The sequence below is a fragment of the Limnothrix sp. FACHB-881 genome, assembly GCF_014698135.1.
In the GTDB taxonomy this organism is placed as follows: Bacteria; Cyanobacteriota; Cyanobacteriia; order CACIAM-69d; family CACIAM-69d; genus CACIAM-69d.
Genome location: NZ_JACJSN010000013.1, coordinates 24,487 through 43,794 on the forward strand (window position 1 = coordinate 24,487; position 19,308 = coordinate 43,794).

Sequence of the window (19,308 nt, forward strand, 5' to 3'; positions counted from 1 at the left end):
TTTATTCTGTCGATTTCTTAGCAGTTTCATTTTGAGTGCTGGCCCATCCAGAAACCTAGAGACCGCCTGGATTTTGCACAATTGCCGCCCCAGGTTCTTGCGATCCCTCGCGGCTTTTTAATGGTTTTTAATCAGTTTAGATGGAGCAATTTGAATAGAAGCGGTTTGAGATAGCTCCAGCTTAAGGAGTTCTCAAGCCTTGGGGAGAGCAACGCCGTAATTCTTCACAAAGCCGGCGATCGCCCCATGCGGGAAACCGGGCGCGGCTGCTCCCCAATCCCTGGCAACCGCGAATGTTCCCCGATGGAGGCCCCCAGGGGGGAGTGGCGAGCAATGGCGAGTTCAACCTTTTTGGCCCTGTGCCAAGCGCAGTTGGCCTTGATGGCGGAAACGCTGCACCTGGGACGGGGTGTGGTGTACTTGGCGCAGGATTGGTCGGGAACGGCGGAACCGGCTTGGATGCCGGTGTTGGAATATCCGGCTCGGGCCAAGACGCAGCTTTTGGGGGAAGCGGGAACGGGCCGATCGCGCAGTCGGGGCCGATCGCGGTTGCTGTCGGGGTCGGGCCCTTGGGCAGCGGCTCCGGCGGAGATCATTTCTGCGATCGCGCCCGAGGCCGAGGTTAGTCACCAAGCGGGCGATCGGCCGGACGTGCTGGACTTCTCGATCGCGCCGGAAGCAATTCCCCCGGCGGTCAACCAGATCACGGATGCTGACCATTCAGCCTCTGCCCGTTCCACCAATTCCCATTCAGCCAATTCCCATTCAGCCGTTGACCCCGCGTTGAATCCCCTATTCAATCCCCAACCCCACCCAGGCCGATTGGTGCTGCCCTTGGCCCGAGGGGGGATGATGTTGGGGCTGTTGGTGCTCGATCGCCCTAAACCTTGGACTCCCAAGGATCGCCAGCAGGCGGGGCGGGTGGCGGTGACCTTGGCGGCGGCCTGCGAACTTGATCGCCGCAATCAACTGTTGGAGGCGGCCTATCGCCAACAACAGACCACGCAACAGCGCCAGGCGGAATTACTACACAATTGGCTGCACCAGTTTCGTAATCCCCTGACGGCCATTCGGACGTTTGGCAAGTTGGTGCTGAAGCGGTTGGGGGGCGAGGATCGATCGCGCCCACATCTGGAAAGCTTGCTGCGGGAGGGAGATCGACTCCAAGGGATGTTGACGGACTTTAGCCAAGTGATTGATACGCCGGACTGGACAGGGACAGCGGCCCCCAGTGCCGACCAGCATTCACCGTCGGAGTTGCCCGCCCCCGCCGAAAACAGGGCGGCCCTGCTGTTGCCGGGGGTGACGATCGCCCCTTGGCCAGTCGAGGCCTTGGTGATGGATGCGATTGCGGCGGCGGAAGCGGTGGCGATCGAACGCGGGCGATCGTTTCAAATTTCGTTACCCGCCGATTTGCCGCCGGTTTTGGCCGATGGCACGGCTTGGCGAGAGGTGTTTAGCAATTTGCTGGATAACGCCATCAAATACGCCTGTGATCGGGGTCGGGTGCAGGTGTTGGCCCGGGTCGCCGCTTGGCAAGATGCGCCCGCGGCCGGTTGGGGTTTGGCGCTGGTGGTCAGCAATCAGGGCAACAATATCCCCCCAACAGACTTGGAGCGGCTGTTTCAGCGCGGTTTTCGGGGAATTCAGGCCGCCAGCCCGATTCCAGGCACGGGTTTGGGTTTGGCGATCGCCCGTCAGTTGATGACGCAGATGGGCGGCCGCTTGGAACTGTTTAGCCCCCCGATCGCCCTACCTGCTCGGTTGCGGTTGCGGGAAACTCCCGATCGACTCCTTCCCCCGATCGCTCAGGGAACGATGGCCGTGGCTTGGTTGCCCCTGGCGGAAACGAATTCACCGCCTCCTGAATTAACCTCTGAGTGAATCCCTGAATTAATAGCTGAATCCACGGCTGAATCCATCGCTAAACCGATGGGTTAACGGGCCGAATGCCCGCCGCACTGAATTGGGTGACCCAAAATTCTAAATCCGGATCCGGCAGGGCCGATCGCGCGGCGGCTTGAATTTCCTGGGCTTGGCTGGCGGATTCGGCCAGGGCAAAAACCGAGGGGCCAGAACCGGACATCATCGCTCCCAGCGGGGCCAGGCGATCGAGCAAGTCCCGCAACTGCGCAATTTGGGGATGGGCCGGCAACACCACCCGTTCCAAATCATTGCGCAACAGGGGCCGTAACCCCGAAAGACCGGCCCGATCGCCCGTAGCCAAGGCCTGGAGCGATCGCACGAGGGGCCCAGACTTGGCCGCCGTATGCCGAGCCGCTTGGGCCTCCGGAGTCCGGGCATATTCCGCCCCAAACTGAGCGCGATAGGTTTGATAGGCCCAGGGGGTGGAAACGCCCAAACTGCGATATTTTGCCAACACCAACCACACCTGATCCACCCCCGCGAGGGGATCCAGCACCTCACCGCGTCCCGTGGCCAACGCTGTTCCTCCGCCCACACAGAATGGCACATCGGATCCCAACTCGGCCGCCAACTCCTGCAATTCTCCTTGGGTGAGGCCCAAGCCCCAGGCCAAGTCCAGCCCCACCAACACCGCCGCGCCATTGCCCGATCCCCCGGCTAAGCCAGCGGCCACGGGAATTCGCTTTTCAATTTCGATCGACACGCCCCCACATTTGGCGAAGGCTTCGGGAAACCGCTCGCTCATCAGGGCTGCGGCCCGATAGGCTAAATTGCTGGCATCGTTAGGCACACCTTCGGCGGCGCACTCCACTTGGATTACGCCCTGCATTCCCGATTGCACATGGACGAGATCCGCCAAGTCAATGCTCTGGAACACGGTGGCCAACTCATGGAAACCATCGGGACGATCGCCCACAATTTCCAAATAGAGATTAATTTTGGCGGGCGATCGCAGCGAATAGGATTTCATCGGCACGCAAGCATCAGGACAAAAGCGTCCCTATTGTCTCAGAAGGGGCCCACGAGACCATCGATGGTTGATTAACCTGGCCTAGCTTTGGGGCGATTGGCGCGATCGGGGCGATCGGCGCGGCTTGCTCAACTGCTCCACACTCAGCAGCGTTACCCCAAGGGTCACCAACCCAATGCCCAGCCATTGCCCCCCGGCCAGCGATTCTTGGATCAAAACCCAGGCCGCCAGGGCCGTCAGGGCATTGCCCGAGGCGCTGAGAATGGCCGTCCAAGCGGCTCCCACCCGTTGCACCGCCAAGTTATTCAGCAGGTAGCCCCCCAAGGTCAACAGACCCAAAATGACTCCACCCAACAGCAGGCCGCCCCAAGTCCCCGGCAACACCTGCACCGTCACCGCCTCCGGCCGCGCAATGAGTCCAAAGCAAGCCAACACAAACACCCACAGGAAGGAAACCAGGGTGAACGGCACGGGATGCAAGGTTTTGGTTCCCCATTGCACCGTGAGTAGATAGCCTGCGAAGGCTGCGCCGGCCGCTAGCCCGCTGGAGAGACCCACCCAGTTATCGCCCGCGGTCGGGCCCCCCTCGGGCAGGGCCAAGCCGCCCCCCAGCAGAATCAGAGCCGTGAGAAACAAGCGCAGGGCCGTGGGGCGATCGCCCAATAGCCACCAGGACAGGGGCAGGGTAAAGACGGGGTAGAGAAAAAAGAGGGTGACCGCCAAGCCCGTCGGCAAATTCCCGATCGCCACATAGAGCAGCACTTGGGACACAAACATGAAAAAGCCGTTCAGCAAGATCACTTGCCAAGACCGGCGATCGCGGCTTTGGCACAGGTGGCGAATTTCCTGCCAAGTGGCGGGATAAAGCCAAGTGGCCAGCGCTGGAAACACCAACACGATCGCCAGGGTGCGCAACAGCAAAATCAGCAGGGAATTGCCCAGCCCTGGCGCAATGATGCCGGGTAGGGTCACCACCCCTAACAGGGTTTCCGGAGCATTGCCCGTAAACAACAGTTTCAGGGCCACATTGAACAGGGCCAACAACAGGGCCGCCACCAGGGCCAACAGCCAGCCCGGTTGCCGCAGGGTCTGAGGGTGGGGGACGGAGGGTTTCACGGCCACAAGGGGGGGAGGGAACAACACAGGAGCCGGATCGGGCAAGGGAGCGATCGGGGAAGCGGGCCGATCGAGCGCGGTTGATTCAGGCTCAGGAACCGCAGGATTGGGAACCCCAGGATTCAACCCAAGGGAATCAGGCGCAAGAGCATTGGGTGCGATCGAGGTTTCCCAACGAGCCATCACCTGCTTCAACAACAATTCCCCCTGCTGTTGCTGCCGGGCCAATCGGCTGAGTCGTTGGGCCAGCGCCTGTTCATAGGCCGCTAAGTCTTGATGGAGATGGGTAAAAACTTGGGCCAGGGTTTGATCCAGCGCCATCAATTGTCGCTCAATCGCGGTGCTGCTGAGACGACCATGGATCACCACGGGCGAGCCGATCACCTCGCTGGAATCCCTGGGCCGCAATTCCTGAGCCAAGGCCTGAAACCGTTGGTCGATCGCCCTTTTCAGGTGGGATCCCATGTGTTGAGCCAGTTGTTTTGCCCACTGTTGGGCCCAAGCTTGGCTGGTGGGATCCAACAGGGACTGCCCCGGAGCGGACTGTGCTCGCAGTTGTTGGCGATAGCGAGCTAGGCGATCGAGATCCAACAGTAATTGGGTTTTCTCGGCGCTCAGGCGATCGAGATCTTGGGCAAGTTGGTTAAGTTGCGATCGCTGAAAAATTTGCAATTGCTCAATCACTGCTGACCAATCCGGTGCTGATTCTGGGGCGATCGGGGCCAGGCTCGATCGATCATCACGGGCATCTTTCGCCGCCGACCCAGGGGGATGCGGATTGGGATCGAGGCCCATGGGGTCGATCGTGGGTTCTTCAATGGGCAAGGTTGGTTGCTCCGATGGGCCCATGGAGATGGCTCAGGTCAGTGGCTCAGGTCAGTGGCTTTGCGGTTGAACAGCTCCGCATTTTGCGCCTCTAGCATTGCTCAATCATGATGGCTCAATCCTGGGCCAATTGGGCATAGCCGCCTTGGGCCTGGCCCAGCGGGACAGCCTCAAGCGGGCCCGGTGGTGGCCGATGTTCCGAAATGTTGGAAGCTAGCCGATCGCCCGATCGGCTCGATCGCCCCTGAATCCACCACCCAGGCGATCGGCTGCTGGGTTAACGCTTCTAGATCCGCCTCTGGAGCCACCATTTCTCCCACAATGGCCGCCGAACCGCCCAAGGACTGCACCAAATCAGCAGCCAAATCCGGCGGTAAACACAGCACCAATTCAAAATCTTCGCCCCCATAGAGTGTCCAATGGCGGGCCCGCGCCAGCCCCACCGCCGCCACCAACCCCGATGGTATTGGCAGCCGATCGCCCTGCAGTTTCGCCCTCAGGCCGCTGGCTTGGGCCAATTGCACCACCGCATCGGCCAACCCATCGCTGGAGTCCATGGCAGCCAGGGGGCGATCGGCCAGCCTGGGGCGCAGTTGGATCAACTGGATCAACTGCGCAATCACGTCCAAGCGGGGGGTTGGGTATTGGTGGGCCCGAATCCAGGCCGATCGCGCTGCGGCCGAAGGTTCCGCAGCCTCCGGGGGCCAGTCAGCCAACAGCAGGGCTAACCCCGCGCGGGAAGCCCCATGTTCACCCGTCACGACGATCGCATCTCCCGGTTGGGCCGCGTGGCGCTGGAGGGATCGATCGGGCAAAACCGACCCGATCGCCGTGATCGCCACCGTGGCCACAGTCGATCGGGTCACATCACCCCCCACAATTGCCCCGCCAAACTGGGCTAAGCAATCGGCCATCCCCCCATAGAGAGACTCCACCCAGTCGATCGCGCAATTCCCCGGCAGAGACAGCCCCACGGTGATTGCCCGAGGCATTGCCCCCATGGCCGCCAAATCGGACAAATTAGCCGCCACCGCTCGCCACCCGATCGACCTAGGAGGGGTGGTGCGATCGCTAAAATGCACCCCGTCCACCAGCACATCAGTTGTGACCACGAGCGATCGACCCTCGGGCCAATCCAACAGGGCCGCGTCATCACCCACCACCGAGCGATCGCAAAAGGTAAACAACCGCGCCAGTAACCCCGCTTCCCCCACATCCGCCAACCGCAACGATTCCACCGCGTCCATAAGCTCTCGCACTGACTCTAAACGCACCCAACCCAAACATAATGACCCCGTAACCTAGGCAACCCGGCTAAACGGAACGGTTCCAACAAAACGAATCCCCCTTGGCATCCAGGCCAAGCGGGGACTCAATCCTCGGGGAGGGGTTCGCTGCAAGACAGGTTCTGAGCAAACGGCATCACTCAGAACCCGCCGCATCTAACTGGGCTGCACCAGATTTTCCAACCCATCCACCACCGTTGCCTTCACCACCTGGTCACCGGGGCGAATCTTATCCAACACCGCCTTGGCATCGCTAATTGAGTAGCCAAATACCGCATAGCGACCATCCAGCAGGTTGGCCCCGGCGGGGGTCAGTTCCGGTTCAAACAGGAAGAAAAACACCTGAGACGAACCGCCATCGGGATCCGGTTCCGGTCGGGCCATGGCCAGGGCCCCATAGGACGAGAAGGGCAGCACGGGCAAATCGCCATAGCGGCCCGCATCTTCGAGCGTGATGCCGTAGGTGGGTTCCTTGTCGCCGCTGGCCAGAATTTCTAGGGGAATGGCGCGATATTCGTTGTTTTTGGGATCAATGAAGCCTTCAGCGGGGCCAGCCGGATCGCCAAATTGCAACACGTAGGAATCTTCGGCACGGGTGAAGGGCAACCCGTCATAGAAGCCCCGCTGCACCAAGTCCACAAAGTTGCCGGCCGTGACGGGGGCGCTGTAGCCATCCACCACCACGGTGACGCTGCCTTTGCTGGTTTCAATCTCGATCGTGGCGCGGCCCTTCAGTTGGGGCAGGTTGGCATATTGAGCAGGCACTTCAAAGGGGAAACCCTGTACCATATCCGCTTCGATCGCCCCCACTGCGTCCAGAATCTCCCGGCGCAGTTCCCAAACCGTGGACTTATTTTTGGTTTCCACGGCGGCCTGGGCCTTGGCGATCGTCTCGCTAATCTGATCAAGCTTTTGGGCAGCGGCTTCCTGGCGATCGGGACGAACGGCCGCCAAAATCTGGTTGCGCTTGTAGGTCACCGTCCGATCGGCCGTTTTCAAGCTGGTGGCCACGGGACTCCAACGCTTAGCCCGCAAGGATCCGGCGATCGATTCCACCTCCGACTGCACCTTGCGAATCGGCACATTGTCGATCGGCAAGGAATAGCGCAGCAGGGCCTTGCCGTCAGTGATGGCATTCCCGGCCGGCAGTGCTGCCCAAGCGGGAGCCGCCCCGATCGTCCACAGCACCATCACCAGGCTCAGGGCGATCGCCCAACCGCCCATCCACCCTTGCTCCCGTCGTTGCAGTTGTCGATCGACCACCGCTGTCCAGGTTTCGATCGTCTTCGCCCACCCGGAGCGGGTTTGCCCTGCCTTAAATCGCCTTGGAATAGCCATGATCGAAGATAAATCGAGGTCAATCGAAGTGAATAAAAAATATGGCTGCTTGACGGCTGGCTGACCACTGGCTACACCGGCAATTGCGCCAGCCCACCCGCAAGCCAGCCCCCAGGACTCGCAAGGAAGCCCTAAACCCTAGCCCGCAAGCCCTCAAACCATCGCAACAGCCCCAGCGCGATTGCCCGTTTCCATGGGCGCATCGGGAGACTGCCAATCTTCCAATCTTGCCATAGCCCGGTCGATTCCAGATTCCTGGGCCCAATACCCAACGGCCCCAAAAAGCGGTAGAGTGTATCCCGTCCTATGCCCGCCTGCGGTGCTTTGTAAACCAGCTTCCGATGATTTCCAGTAACGATTTCCGCCCCGGTGTCACGATCGAGCTAGACAATGGTGTCTGGCGAGTTGTTGAGTTTTTGCACGTCAAACCCGGCAAAGGCGCAGCGTTTGTTCGCACGAAGCTGAAAAACGTGCAGACCGGTAGCGTGGTTGAGCGCACCTTCCGCGCAGGGGAAACGGTTCCACAAGCGACCCTGGAAAAAAGCGACATGCAGCACACCTACATGGACGGTGAGCAGTATGTGTTCATGGACATGAAGACCTACGAGGAAATGAACATTTCCGCTGCCCAAATTGGCGATCGGGTCAAATACCTGAAAGAAGGGATGGAAGCCCAGGTGGTGACCTGGAACGGCAAGGTGATTGAAGTGGACTTGCCCAACACCGTGGTTCTGGAAGTGGTGGAAACGGATCCCGGCGTGAAGGGCGACACCGCCACCGGGGGCCAAAAGCCCGCCAAACTGGAAACCGGCGCAACGGTCATGGTTCCCCTGTTCATTTCCGTGGGCGAAAAATTGCGGATTGACACCCGCGAAGATAAGTACCTTGGCCGCGAAAATTAATTTCCTTCTGAAGCTCCTGGCGATTGGGCCCTGGAACGCCACGACCGATCGCCAGGGGCTAGGCAATTAGTGTTACAACCGATACTGAATCAGCCCCTACCCTTGGTCTGGGCAACCCTTGGGAATCTCCAAGCGATCGTCCTCAGACCAGGCAGCTCTCTAAACTAAATCCTGACTAAATCCTGCATTTTGCATTGCCTTGGTTTGCATTGCTTTAGATTGCCTAGATTGCCTCTTTTTCAACTCGGAGCCTGGGCCCAAGGCCCCATGGACGGCTCTTTTTTGAATCCCTTTAACGCTTTAACATTCTGCGATTAGGAGCGAGACGACCCGTGCCGCTGGACTTTGACGAATTGCGGGAACTGCTGCTGGTTCTGAACCAGACGGATATTGCCGAAGTGACGCTCAAGCAAGGTGACTATGAGCTGACCGTGCGAAAGGCAGTGGCGGCGGCAGCAGCAGGCACGGCGATCGCCCCGGTGGCCATGGCAGCGGCCCCGATCGCCCCGGTCGCGGCCCCGGTGACCACGGCCGCCCCCCTGGAGCCAGCAGCGCCGCCCGCCTCGCCACCGCCCCTCAACGATCCCAAACTGCTGGAAATCAAGTCCCCGATGGTGGGCACGTTTTACCGGGCCCCGGCCCCCGGCGAGCCGCCCTTTGTGCAACCGGGCGATCGAATCACTTCGGGGCAAACGGTTTGCATCATCGAAGCCATGAAGCTGATGAACGAGCTAGAGGCCGAAATCAGCGGTGAAGTGGTGGAAATTTTGGTGGAAAATGCCCAACCCGTCGAATTCGATCAAGTTCTGATGCGGGTGCGGCCCGCCTAAATCACCTGCCCCCACCAAGCGCATGGATAGCGAACCCAGCAACCCCAATTTTCCGGCCGATGACTCCTCCAGCGGCAACCTGCGATCGAGCCTCACGGAATCGATCGACCTAGCCGAATGGGATTGGCTGAAGCCCCACATCGGCCGTGATGCCGTCATTGTGGTTACGCCAGATTTGGACTTGGCCGAAGTGGGCGAGGCCCTGGCCAGCGACAACACCGCCGTCGTGCAGCGCTGGATTGATGAACAGGCGATCACAAAACCCACCCAAGCCGAACTTGCGGAGTGGGATCGATCGGGCGATGTTCGTTTTCAGGCCATGATTGTTGCGCCCTTTGTGCTGGTCAAGCTGATCACTGGCTAGGTTCGCTTCCCAAGATCAGGATTACACTAACCTAAGAGTGATTGATGCTTGAACACAAAGCATCATAGCTGTATCTATGGGACACAAAATCTAAGGGATAAAAGCCCATGATTCCTGGCTGGACAGTTGCCCGCGCAATCCCCACTGAAATCCTAGTTGGCTTAGTGGCTGGACAGTACAAACTCTATGGTGGCGTAATTCGTTGGGCTGCTGGAACAGGACAAGGAGGGCAAATTGTTCGGCATCTAATCCCCATCAGTTCTGATCTTTTTGGCGCTATTCCAGGACTCAGTTTTGTACCGGGAATCATCGCGAATGTCCAACTACATGACCTACAAAAATTAACAGAAGCAAATACTCAGCAACTCCTCCAACTCTCAGGGCAAATTAGCGTCCTGTCTCAATCGACTCAGCAAATTTTGCAAATGGCAACCGGAGCAGCAGTCTTTTCCGGATTGGGCCTGGCCGTGAGTTCGATTGGTTTTTTGGCAATGAACCACAAGCTCAGCAAAATTGATAGTCGGCTCAAGGAAATTCAGCAAGAAGTGCAGGCGATCAAATCGTTTCTTGAAAGTAGTGAACGAGCCAAACTTTTCGCCGCTTTAAATGCCTTACTGAAAATTGATGAGCGTACCGATTCAGCCCATCGCCACACCATTTTGCATCAATCGCGGAATGTCTTGGCGGAGATTCACATGCGCTATCGGGAACTCTTAGCGGAGTCCCAGGCACTGAAAGTTACGATCGCCCATGAGGAATATTTTTCTCTCACTGCTTTAGCGCAAATCCGCTGCACCGCAGAGCTAGGAATGCTAGACATTGCTCGTAAGGAAGCACAGGAAGTCAATGAACTCTGGCAAGCACAAGCCCGCCGCATCGCTAAGGACATTCTGATTGGTGAATACCCCGAGCGATTCCTAGCTACGGATTTTGCGGATACGGTTCCTGTGACGGAATTAGCCCAGTGGATGGACTTTATTCAGCCCGAACAACGGGGATTAGGTTGGGTAGATGAGCTGCGATTGAAGATGAATGAAACCTGGTACGCCCGAGGCTGGCTCCCGAATCTGGGCAACTTGGGATCGGGCCTCAGCCGAAATGCGGGGCTAGGGCTTGACCAGGAAAAGCAAGTGGTGATCCCAACTTTGCGAAAGCTACTGGCTCGGAGCGCAGTCTTTGAAGGTTATGTCGCCCAATACAAGTTGTTGGAAGACCAACAGCTAACTCCCTCGGCCCTGGAAGCCAAATTGTTAAGCTTGCCAGAGTCGTCAGTAATCAAGGGTTATATCGTTTTGGAGCCAGAGCCAGCGACTTAGGAAGTCTTGACTGAAGGCCTTTTTCTGACCTAGCCAATCGCTCAGTCGTGGCGGATTGGCTTGAATTTTCCATGCCCCACACCTCTCTCGAAACCCTACAAAACCCAGCGGAAAACCGGGGTATACTAGGATCGCCCCGAAGCTATCTCGATCGACTCGCCGATCCATGATTCAGATCCATGATTCAGATCAACGATCATGAGGCGATCGGGCGCTTGGGGATCCAGCCTCGCTCCTAGGTTCTCCACCCGTGGAACTGTCATCCAAAAGCGAATATGCCCTTCTGGCCCTGTTGCAACTCGCCGATCGCTACCAAGACGACGAGCCGTTGCAAATCCGCCAAATTGCTGCCGATCAGGACATTCCCGATCGCTACCTTGAGCAACTCTTAGCCACCCTGCGCCGAGGCGGTTTGGTCAAAAGCCAACGTGGGGCCAAAGGCGGCTATCTGCTGGCGCGATCGCCCTGGACGATCTCGCTGCTGGATGTGCTGCGATGTTTAGAAGGAGCCGATGCCAACATTGCCAACGACGGTGGGCGCGATCGCCCGCTCGAAAGCGCCATTATTTACGAGATTTGGGTTGAAGTGGATCAAGCCGCCAACGACGTGCTGCAACGCTACACCCTCCAGGATCTCAAGGATCGTCGAGATGCCCGCAAGCAACTTGACCTGATGTATTACATCTAGGCTCTGGGGATCATGGCTGCCCAGGGGCAATCAAGAGCACTGAAAAAATCCTTAGAATGCTCGGGATATTTTGGGTTGCTTGCGGTTGCTTGATTTTTGCTGAATGGCTGGCTGAATGGCCGGATGATTCGACTGATCTACTCACTGCCCAATGCTTCGTTGTTCGATCCGACCCGTGCCATAGGGGCGATCGACCCCCTCAGACCTGACGAGAGAGTTCCAGCCAGATGCCCATGAACGTCGCCAACAACATCACCGAACTGATTGGCCGCACTCCCCTAGTTCGGCTTAACCGCCTGCCCCAAGCGGAAGGCTGCCTGGCCGAAGTGCTGGTCAAGCTGGAAAGCATGAACCCTTCCGCTTCGGTGAAAGACCGGATCGGCATCAACATGATCGAAGCCGCCGAACAGGCCGGCACGATCATTCCGGGTAAGACCGTTTTGGTGGAACCCACCTCCGGAAACACGGGGATTGCCCTGGCTATGGCCGCCGCTGCCAAGGGCTATCAACTGATCCTGACTATGCCGGAAACCATGAGCGCCGAGCGGCGGGCCATGCTGCGAGCCTACGGGGCACAGTTGGAACTCACGCCGGGCATTGAAGGGATGGGCGGTTGCATTCGGCGAGCCCAGGACATTGCCAACACGGTTCCCAATGCCTATATGTTGCAGCAGTTCCGCAACCCGGCAAATCCAGATATTCACCGCCGCACCACCGCTGAGGAAATTTGGACGGATACGGACGGCAAGATTGATTTCTTGATTTCCGGTGTGGGCACGGGCGGCACGATTACGGGCGTGGCGGAAGTGATTAAGCAGCGGAAACCGGACTTTCAGGCGATCGCCGTGGAGCCGGCCAATAGTCCGGTGCTGTCTGGCGGGCAACCGGGGCCCCACCGGATCCAGGGGATCGGCGCGGGGTTTGTGCCCGAGGTGCTGAAGGTGGATCTGATTGATGAGGTGATTACGGTGACGGATGACGAGGCGATCGCCTATGGTCGTCGACTGGCGCGGGAAGAGGGCTTGCTGTCGGGGATTTCTTCGGGAGCAGCGATTTATGCGGCGATTCAGGTGGGTCGCCGCCCGGAAAATGCGGGCAAGTTGATTGTGGCGATTCAGCCCAGCTTTGGGGAGCGCTACCTGAGCACGCCGTTGTTCCAAGACGCGGAGCCGGTTACGAATATTCCGTTGTAATGAGGATTAATCCGGGTAGGGGCGTACAGAGGTACGCCCCTACAGGGTTGATGGGTCTTGATCGACCCGAATGGGGATGATTTTGATCACGCTGTAACCGTGGATGGTTTTAGCGACCCCTCCTCATTCCTACAAATCTGGGAAAACCGCTTGGACGGCTGGATGTTCGATCCGGCCGTCTTTGATGTTGAGGCCCTTCGCCAATGCTGGGTCGCGATCGAGCGCGCCCAGACCGTGATCCGCCAGGGACAACACGTAGGGCAAGGTGCTGTTTTCCAGGGCTTGGGTGGAGGTGCGAGGCACAGCACCCGGCATATTCGGCACGCCGTAATGCACCACGCCGCATTCGGTGTAGGTGGGATGGCTGTGGGAGGTGGGGCGCAGGGTTTCGATGCAACCGCCCTGATCGACGGCCACATCAACGATTACGGCTCCGGTGGGCATCTGTTCCACCAGCGATCTCCCGACCAAGATCGGGGCCCGCCGCCCCGTCACCAACACTGCGCCGATCAGCAAGTCCGTTTCGGGCACAACGGCTTCGATCGCGGCGCTGCTGCTGTAAAGCAATTCCACCCGCGAGCCAAACAGGGTTTCCAGATAGTTCAGGCGATCGACATTCACATCCAAGATCCGCACCTTGGCCCCCAAGCCCACGGCCATCTTGGCGGCTTCGGTGCCGACCACGCCGCCACCGAGGATCGTGACGCGGCCCGGCGCAACCCCCGGCACACCGCCCAGCAAGACTCCGCGCCCGCCCTGTTGTTTTTCCAGGTAGCGGGCCCCAAACTGCACGGACAACCGACCGGCGATCGCGCTCATGGGGGCCAACAGGGGCAGGCGGCGATCGGGGGTTTCCACGGTTTCGTAGGCGATCGCACTGATCCCCGATTTCAGCAAGGCTTCGGTTAAGCTCCGCTCCGCCGCCAAATGCAAATAGGTGAACAACAGCGGCGTAGTTTTCAAGAAGCCATATTCACCGGGCAGCGGCTCCTTCACCTTCACCACCAACTCGCAGTCCCAAGCCAAATCCGCGTCGGGCACAATCCGCGCCCCAGCCGATCGATAGTCCTCGTCGCCAAACCCCGCACCGGCACCGGCCTGGGTTTCCACCCGCACCGAATGCCCCCGATCGACCAACGCCCGCACACCCTGGGGAGTCAAACCCACCCGAAATTCCAGATCCTTAATTTCCTTGGGAACACCGATTTCCACGGGGACTACCTCCTGTTGAAGCGGTCGTGAGTGGCTAAACGCGCCCGATCGCCCCGTTGCTGTTTTGTTGCAGAAACCTTAAGGGTTTTGCCCCAAAATCAAAAATCACGTGCGATCGTGCATTTGCATGGGATCCCCTCTAAGCTAACGGCTCGATCGGGGATCAAGGTGTGCCCCTCGTCACAGATGCCATTTCCAGAGCGCAAGGCTTCATTGGCAGAGACTCGGCCCGGCCCGCATCCGGGCGATCGCGCCAACCCCTATGCTGGTCAAGCATCCAATTTTTGATTAACAAACCAGCCAACCATGACCATTCAATGGCAAACCGTTAAAACCTACGAAGACATCCTCTACGTCAAAGCCGACGGCATCGCCAAAATCACCATCAACCGCCCCCACAAGCGCAACGCCTTCCGCCCCAAAACGGTGTTTGAGCTGTACGAAGCCTTTTGTGATGCCCGCGAAGATGCGGCCGTGGGCGTGATTTTGCTGACCGGCGCGGGCCCCCACACCGATGGGAAATATGCCTTCTGTGCCGGTGGGGATCAGAGCATTCGCGGGGAAGCGGGCTATGTGGATGAGGCTGGCGTGCCCCGGTTGAATGTGCTGGATTTGCAGCGGCTGATTCGATCGATCCCCAAGGTGACGATCGCCCTAGTGGCGGGCTATGCGATCGGGGGTGGCCATGTGCTGCACCTGCTCTGTGACTTGACGATCGCCGCTGACAACGCGATTTTTGGGCAAACGGGCCCGAAAGTGGGCAGCTTTGACGGCGGCTTTGGAGCCAGCTACCTGGCCCGAATTGTCGGCCAGAAAAAAGCTCGGGAAATTTGGTTTTTGTGTCGGCAATACGACGCGCAACAGGCCTTGGAGATGGGTCTGGTTAACACCGTGGTTCCCGTGGCGGAGCTGGAAGCGGCAGGCCTGCGCTGGGCCCAAGAAGTGCTCGAAAAAAGCCCGATCGCGATTCGTTGCCTAAAAGCCGCTTTGAATGCCGATTGCGACGGGCAAGCGGGCTTACAAGAATTGGCTGGCAATGCCACCATGCTCTATTACATGACCGAAGAAGGCAGCGAGGGCAAACAGGCCTTTCTAGAGAAGCGATCGCCCAATTTCCGTCGCTATCCCTGGCGACCCTAAGCCATAGCAGGGAACCTTTTTTGGGTTTCTGAGTATCAGGCTCACCCTTGCCCAGTTGACACAAAATCCGATCTAAAAAAATGAACCAGGAGTATCTTAGTCTCCTGGTTCATTTTTCGCTTTTGAATGATTGATGACATGGCGTTTACCCAGTCGCATCCATCAGTCGTTAATGGTGGGTCAAAGTTGGTTTCAATCGTTGTTTCAGTCCCTATTTCAAACCCGATCGCAATCTTTAAGTATTCATCCTGAAAGCGGAGCAAGATCCCAGGGAACTACTACCAGAAAATCGCCTGATTGGCTAGGCACTGAATTGAGGGCTTGATGCACCCTGAAGCTAGCATTCATCAGCCCTTGATTGCCAACGGCGTGACTGATCCCCTAGGCAATGGAAGCAGAAGCATTCGATCGCAAAACCGGCGTAGTGGCCGCCAGGGCCGCTTCATTTTTAAATTCCACCGTCGCCACGATTGCCACGCCCGTTTCTGCGGGGTTGTGAACCAACCGCTCTAACGATTCCCAAGATGGAGCGAATGCTGGCATTGCGAGCGGACAAGCCTTCCAGCCCGCACGAACCACTGCATCAAACTGACCGCAATATCCACCACGTCGCCCTTCTGGGGTGTAGTAGCGACAATGGCGGCAAGCAGAAACTTGGAAGGGCGTAGCACTCATATTTTGCACTGCCAACGCAGAGCGCCGCTGAGAATTTGCTAACTTCATTATGGAATTGAGACGAATTGCTGTAAAAGTCCTTAAGACCTAGATCTACTCTGAGATTCAGCGATCCCAAACACTTTTAGAAATTTAGATTATCTTCAGCTTCCACTTTGGCTTTTTCAGAAAGTTTCTTCAGAAGCCCATCGATTTTCCTGAAAAATCAGTTAGGGGATCAAAGAAAAATCACTTAAAATCAATCGTTAATCATTTTGAAGAGTTTTTGTCAATTACTTTAAAAAGTCTTTAAAAAGGGTATGCGCTTTCTCTGATGGCGCTAGGAACCTGGGTTTTTAGTAATGGTAGGTTATGAAAGTCTAGGAGTGAATGGTTACCTAGAATACCGTTTCCCAAGAGGGGCCATCATACAAAACGCAATATTTGGCAACATCTCTTGAAATTGACGAAGGCAGGACATTCGAGATCAATTTTTTTTGGACATACTGTTGGCCTCATTGCTCGATCGGGAAGCCATTTGGATCTGCGATGAGTTTGGGATTGGGATCAATCGAGTTGAGCTATTTTTGATACCTTCTCCAGGAAATTTCGCAAGAAACTCTCCCAGAATTTTGGTGAGCAAATCCTGCAAGCAAATTCTGCGCAAGGTTTTGAGGCTTCCATGAAACCAGTGCCCGCATTTCACTGCTTGCACTGATTTCGCGTTGATATTGACTTCGCGTTGATATTGAATTGGTATTCACCCACATTCATATGATTGTGGAGTTGTGGTTTTTCTGTTCCTGTGCTTCTGGCTTGGATTTCTGGCTTGGGGTTTCTGGCTTGCGCATCGAGCTTCCAAATGCAAGCTGAATACAAGCTGATCTCAAGATCCAGAGCCGGGTGAACGGTCTTGAGACCAGCGCTCAACCATGCACAAACTACAAACTCCCCAGCGCTCTAATTCCGCTGGCGGGGTCGATCGCCCGCAATGGGGACAGCAATCATAGCGCTTCAATTGACTTTGCACGGAAGCGGCCCACTGGGTAAACGCTTCGGTGGCGGTGGCGGGTCGGGGTCGATCGGGAAGGTGCTGGGATCTTTGGGGCGATCGAGCAGTGGCAGCGGATCCCAGGGCGATCGACTGAGACCGATTTTCAAACCAGCGAGCCGTAGAAAATCGCGCGTCGGTCAGGGGTGGATTGAAGGGAGGCGTGATCGATTGGTTGATTTTGGTGATCAGGCGCGATCGCTCAAACATCAGGGTTTGGGCCCAAGCGGGATTGGACACCGCCACCCACAGCACCCCCTGATGTACGGAAATGGGGCGGGTGTGACCGGCCAAGGCCTCGCCCACAATGACTCGCCATTGCTGACAGAGTTGCAGGAAAGATCGGTTTGACTGCCAAGCCGGGTGTTGGTCAAGCCGTTTGAGCAGTCCATCGATCGGGTCAAAGGCCATGGAAAGTACGGGGGAGCAAAGGGATTAATCAGCAGAGATTTGGGAAACAACCGGGATCGATCGAACCAGTCAGCCTTGTGAATCCAGCCCATGGCCCTGCTCAACAATTCCGTGAACCCAATCACAACTCGCGGCTCAGAGTCGGTTCGATCGGGTTAAATTCGATCAGGTTGAATCTGCGTTGAACCTGCGTTGAATCGGCGCGGATTGGGTTCGCTCAGGCTGCATCAGCTCAGATCACAGCGGCTCAGATCGCAGCAGCTCAGATTCAGAACCCGTGGGAAAGCCTTATGGGTTAAGCAAACAGCGTTTAATCTGGACAAACGCTTCGCAAAATCTAAAATAGGCGAGAAGCAAGCCCGCTGAGAGGATGTTTGAAAAATGTCTTGAAGCCCCAGTCAAGCCCCAATTGTCGTCGGGGCAAGGGGCTTAAGCCCCTTGTCTGTGTCGATCGCTATCGATCGCTATTGATCGCTGGGGGAAGCGGTGTATCCATTTTGGCTTTTCAGACACCCTCTGAGGCATTCGTTTAATCTTTTCTGGTCATATTTTTCCTGGTCACGTTGAACCGTTTGGGTGATTATTAACCCTGCACCGAGGAGCCTCGAAACCGCTATGAAATTCCGCCCAGCGCGCCAACAACCCGCGCGATCGGAGACCGAGCCAACCCTGCACCGTCGCCTGTCCTTGGCGTTGGAATGCATGGAGTTGGACTTAGACGCGGAACTCGCGCGCTATCGCCGCCTGCGGGGCCCTCGCCAAGGCATTGTTCGCCGCTTCTTTCTGAAGCCCCCGGAACGGGCTGGAGAACCGCCCCTGTTGGCTTCTGCGGAGGCGCTGGAGGCTTCTGGGGCCCTGAGCTTGCCCCCTGTGCCTGATACTAGCGATTTGCAAGCAGCTTTGGCTCAGCAAAACCGCCGCCCGGCTTCGCCTCGATTGCTGACGGCGGCGGATGAGTTGGGCGAGGATGCACCCTTGGCGGCGAAGTCCGTAGTGCAGGCGGCGATGCTGCTGGAGGGGGCCCAACCGGTTGCCAATGGCAATGGCTGGGATCGGCGGCGGGTGCGTCGGAGACAGGAACCCACCTGGACGGGGATTGGGGTCGGAACGATTTTGGTGATGCTGTCGGGCACAATTTGGACTTACTACAGCAACTATCCCGACAGTGACGGTTGGCTAAAGGTGGGTGGATTTTTGGAACGAACGGGCCGGGCGATCGGGCTGAATCAACCGGCCACTCGATCGCCAGAGCCGGTTTTGGCGGAATTGCCCCCTGCGGAACCCACCCCTTTGCCCACGGCTCCCACTGGGGTCACGGTGGATTTGACGCGGGATGAGTTTGCTGATTTGAGCCTGGAGAGCCTTTCGGTTTTGGGCGATCGCCCGCCAATGCCCACGGGAACGATCGGGGCCACCGCGCCCGCTGGGGCTAACTTGGCCCCGCAACCGGCCCCCAGCCCCTTGCCGTTTCCCCAAGCCCAGCGTGCTCCAGCCAATCCCCCAACCAACTCACCCGCAGCCCCAGCGGTGACTAATCCGAGTGCGGATGGGCGTTGGTATGTGGTGGGGCCCTACAGTGGCCCCGCTAGCCTGATTGCCGCGCGCAAACAGGTGGCCGATGCCTATGTGCGGGAATTGTCGATCGGGCGGCGAATTCAGTTTGGGGCCTTGGACAATGCACAACAGGCCAACCAGCTCATTCAGCAACTGAAGGCGGCCGGAATTCCCGCCACGGTCTATCGCCCCGTTGCCCCCAGGCCAGCCGCTAGCCCAGGGGCCAAACCTAGCCCGAATGCGAATAGCGTCAATCGCAACCAACCCAATAATCGCAACGCCGCTAACCGTAACCAGCCCAATAGTCGCAATCAATCTGCGGCCGGCAACCGCTCCCAACCCAGTTCCAGCCCGAAGCCCAGTCCCTGAGCCAATCCGTAAACCAGCCAGTCATCGGCCGGTTCAGTCAACAGTCAGCAAGCGAGTCAGCATCAGCCAGCAACTGACTATCAGTTGAGCGGTCATTGATCGGTTGAGCAGTAATTGATCAATTGCTGACCAACCGCAACGGCATCGCCCCCCAAAGGCCCCA

General features: G+C 57.8%; 16 protein-coding genes. 9 read left to right on the top strand and 7 right to left on the bottom strand.

From position 1 onward, the window contains the following. The first annotated feature begins 333 nt into the window (after positions 1-333). Positions 334-1,884, top strand: coding sequence for a sensor histidine kinase KdpD (locus H6G52_RS12495; RefSeq protein WP_190528732.1), 1,551 nt, complete (start codon positions 334-336; stop codon positions 1,882-1,884). 40 nt (positions 1,885-1,924) lie between these two features. On the opposite strand, the gene ispE is transcribed toward H6G52_RS12495, so the two are convergent. From ispE to H6G52_RS12515, 4 genes are all read right to left on the bottom strand, one after another. Beyond that, a complete protein-coding gene (ispE, locus tag H6G52_RS12500; RefSeq protein ID WP_190528734.1) occupies positions 1,925-2,896 on the bottom strand; it encodes a 4-(cytidine 5'-diphospho)-2-C-methyl-D-erythritol kinase in 972 nt (323 codons plus the stop codon). A gap of 81 nt (positions 2,897-2,977) precedes the next feature. Then, complete coding sequence (locus H6G52_RS12505) at positions 2,978-4,861, bottom strand: DMT family transporter (protein WP_190528736.1); 1,884 nt, start codon at positions 4,859-4,861, stop codon at positions 2,978-2,980. Between the two features lie 146 nt (positions 4,862-5,007). Next, positions 5,008-6,084 (bottom strand): thiamine-phosphate kinase, encoded by a 1,077-nt coding sequence (gene thiL / locus H6G52_RS12510; protein WP_190528738.1) that lies wholly within the window; start codon positions 6,082-6,084, stop codon positions 5,008-5,010. A gap of 195 nt (positions 6,085-6,279) precedes the next feature. Beyond that, a complete protein-coding gene (locus tag H6G52_RS12515) occupies positions 6,280-7,347 on the bottom strand; it encodes a peptidylprolyl isomerase (RefSeq protein ID WP_190354526.1) in 1,068 nt (355 codons plus the stop codon). A gap of 455 nt (positions 7,348-7,802) precedes the next feature. On the opposite strand from H6G52_RS12515, the gene efp reads away from it, so the two are divergent. From efp to cysK, 6 genes are all read left to right on the top strand, one after another. Continuing rightward, on the top strand, positions 7,803-8,363 hold the full coding sequence (efp, locus tag H6G52_RS12520; RefSeq protein ID WP_099534808.1) for an elongation factor P: 561 nt from the start codon (positions 7,803-7,805) through the stop codon (positions 8,361-8,363). 332 nt (positions 8,364-8,695) lie between these two features. Beyond that, complete coding sequence (gene accB, locus H6G52_RS12525; protein WP_099534809.1) at positions 8,696-9,193, top strand: acetyl-CoA carboxylase biotin carboxyl carrier protein; 498 nt, start codon at positions 8,696-8,698, stop codon at positions 9,191-9,193. Between the two features lie 22 nt (positions 9,194-9,215). Continuing rightward, positions 9,216-9,557 (top strand): DUF2288 domain-containing protein, encoded by a 342-nt coding sequence (locus tag H6G52_RS12530; RefSeq protein WP_190354367.1) that lies wholly within the window; start codon positions 9,216-9,218, stop codon positions 9,555-9,557. A 467-nt stretch (positions 9,558-10,024) separates the two neighbouring features. After that, complete coding sequence (locus H6G52_RS12535; protein ID WP_190528740.1) at positions 10,025-10,873, top strand: hypothetical protein; 849 nt, start codon at positions 10,025-10,027, stop codon at positions 10,871-10,873. Positions 10,874-11,123: 250 nt separating this feature from the next. Then, positions 11,124-11,561 (top strand): Rrf2 family transcriptional regulator, encoded by a 438-nt coding sequence (locus H6G52_RS12540; protein WP_190528741.1) that lies wholly within the window; start codon positions 11,124-11,126, stop codon positions 11,559-11,561. A 233-nt stretch (positions 11,562-11,794) separates the two neighbouring features. Beyond that, positions 11,795-12,754 (top strand): cysteine synthase A, encoded by a 960-nt coding sequence (gene cysK, locus H6G52_RS12545; RefSeq protein ID WP_190354527.1) that lies wholly within the window; start codon positions 11,795-11,797, stop codon positions 12,752-12,754. Between the two features lie 129 nt (positions 12,755-12,883). Here the strand turns inward: cysK and ald are convergent, their stop codons facing one another. Further along, positions 12,884-13,966, bottom strand: a complete 1,083-nt coding sequence (ald, locus tag H6G52_RS12550) for an alanine dehydrogenase (RefSeq protein WP_190528743.1) — start codon at positions 13,964-13,966, stop codon at positions 12,884-12,886. 306 nt (positions 13,967-14,272) lie between these two features. Here ald and menB point away from each other — a divergent pair, with 306 nt between their 5' ends. After that, entirely contained in the window at positions 14,273-15,106 is an 834-nt protein-coding gene (gene menB / locus H6G52_RS12555; RefSeq protein ID WP_190528745.1) for a 1,4-dihydroxy-2-naphthoyl-CoA synthase, read from the top strand. Between the two features lie 381 nt (positions 15,107-15,487). On the opposite strand, the gene H6G52_RS12560 is transcribed toward menB, so the two are convergent. Together H6G52_RS12560 and H6G52_RS12565 are read right to left on the bottom strand one after the other, a co-directional pair. Then, entirely contained in the window at positions 15,488-15,781 is a 294-nt protein-coding gene (locus tag H6G52_RS12560) for a hypothetical protein (RefSeq protein ID WP_190528857.1), read from the bottom strand. An 865-nt stretch (positions 15,782-16,646) separates the two neighbouring features. Continuing rightward, the gene (locus tag H6G52_RS12565) at positions 16,647-17,222 is read right to left on the bottom strand and encodes a DciA family protein (protein ID WP_190528747.1); all 576 of its coding nucleotides are present in this window, start codon (positions 17,220-17,222) and stop codon (positions 16,647-16,649) included. Between the two features lie 615 nt (positions 17,223-17,837). Between H6G52_RS12565 and H6G52_RS12570 the strand changes: the two genes are divergently transcribed. Further along, positions 17,838-19,145: an SPOR domain-containing protein gene (locus tag H6G52_RS12570; protein ID WP_190528749.1), complete on the top strand. Its 1,308-nt coding sequence runs from the start codon at positions 17,838-17,840 to the stop codon at positions 19,143-19,145. The last annotated feature ends 163 nt before the right edge of the window (positions 19,146-19,308 follow it).

What these genes read in the sequence shown, in the direction of transcription:
- H6G52_RS12495 (WP_190528732.1), top strand. Translation starts at nt 334, where the DNA reads ATGGCGAGTTCAACCTTTTTGGCCCTGTGCCAAGCGCAGTTGGCCTTG.
- ispE (WP_190528734.1), bottom strand. Translation starts at nt 2,896, where the DNA reads ATGAAATCCTATTCGCTGCGATCGCCCGCCAAAATTAATCTCTATTTG.
- H6G52_RS12505 (WP_190528736.1), bottom strand. Translation starts at nt 4,861, where the DNA reads ATGGGCCCATCGGAGCAACCAACCTTGCCCATTGAAGAACCCACGATC.
- thiL (WP_190528738.1), bottom strand. Translation starts at nt 6,084, where the DNA reads ATGGACGCGGTGGAATCGTTGCGGTTGGCGGATGTGGGGGAAGCGGGG.
- H6G52_RS12515 (WP_190354526.1), bottom strand. Translation starts at nt 7,347, where the DNA reads ATGGGCGGTTGGGCGATCGCCCTGAGCCTGGTGATGGTGCTGTGGACG.
- efp (WP_099534808.1), top strand. Translation starts at nt 7,803, where the DNA reads ATGATTTCCAGTAACGATTTCCGCCCCGGTGTCACGATCGAGCTAGAC.
- H6G52_RS12530 (WP_190354367.1), top strand. Translation starts at nt 9,216, where the DNA reads ATGGATAGCGAACCCAGCAACCCCAATTTTCCGGCCGATGACTCCTCC.
- cysK (WP_190354527.1), top strand. Translation starts at nt 11,795, where the DNA reads ATGAACGTCGCCAACAACATCACCGAACTGATTGGCCGCACTCCCCTA.
- menB (WP_190528745.1), top strand. Translation starts at nt 14,273, where the DNA reads ATGACCATTCAATGGCAAACCGTTAAAACCTACGAAGACATCCTCTAC.
- H6G52_RS12560 (WP_190528857.1), bottom strand. Translation starts at nt 15,781, where the DNA reads ATGAGTGCTACGCCCTTCCAAGTTTCTGCTTGCCGCCATTGTCGCTAC.
- H6G52_RS12565 (WP_190528747.1), bottom strand. Translation starts at nt 17,222, where the DNA reads ATGGCCTTTGACCCGATCGATGGACTGCTCAAACGGCTTGACCAACAC.
- H6G52_RS12570 (WP_190528749.1), top strand. Translation starts at nt 17,838, where the DNA reads ATGAAATTCCGCCCAGCGCGCCAACAACCCGCGCGATCGGAGACCGAG.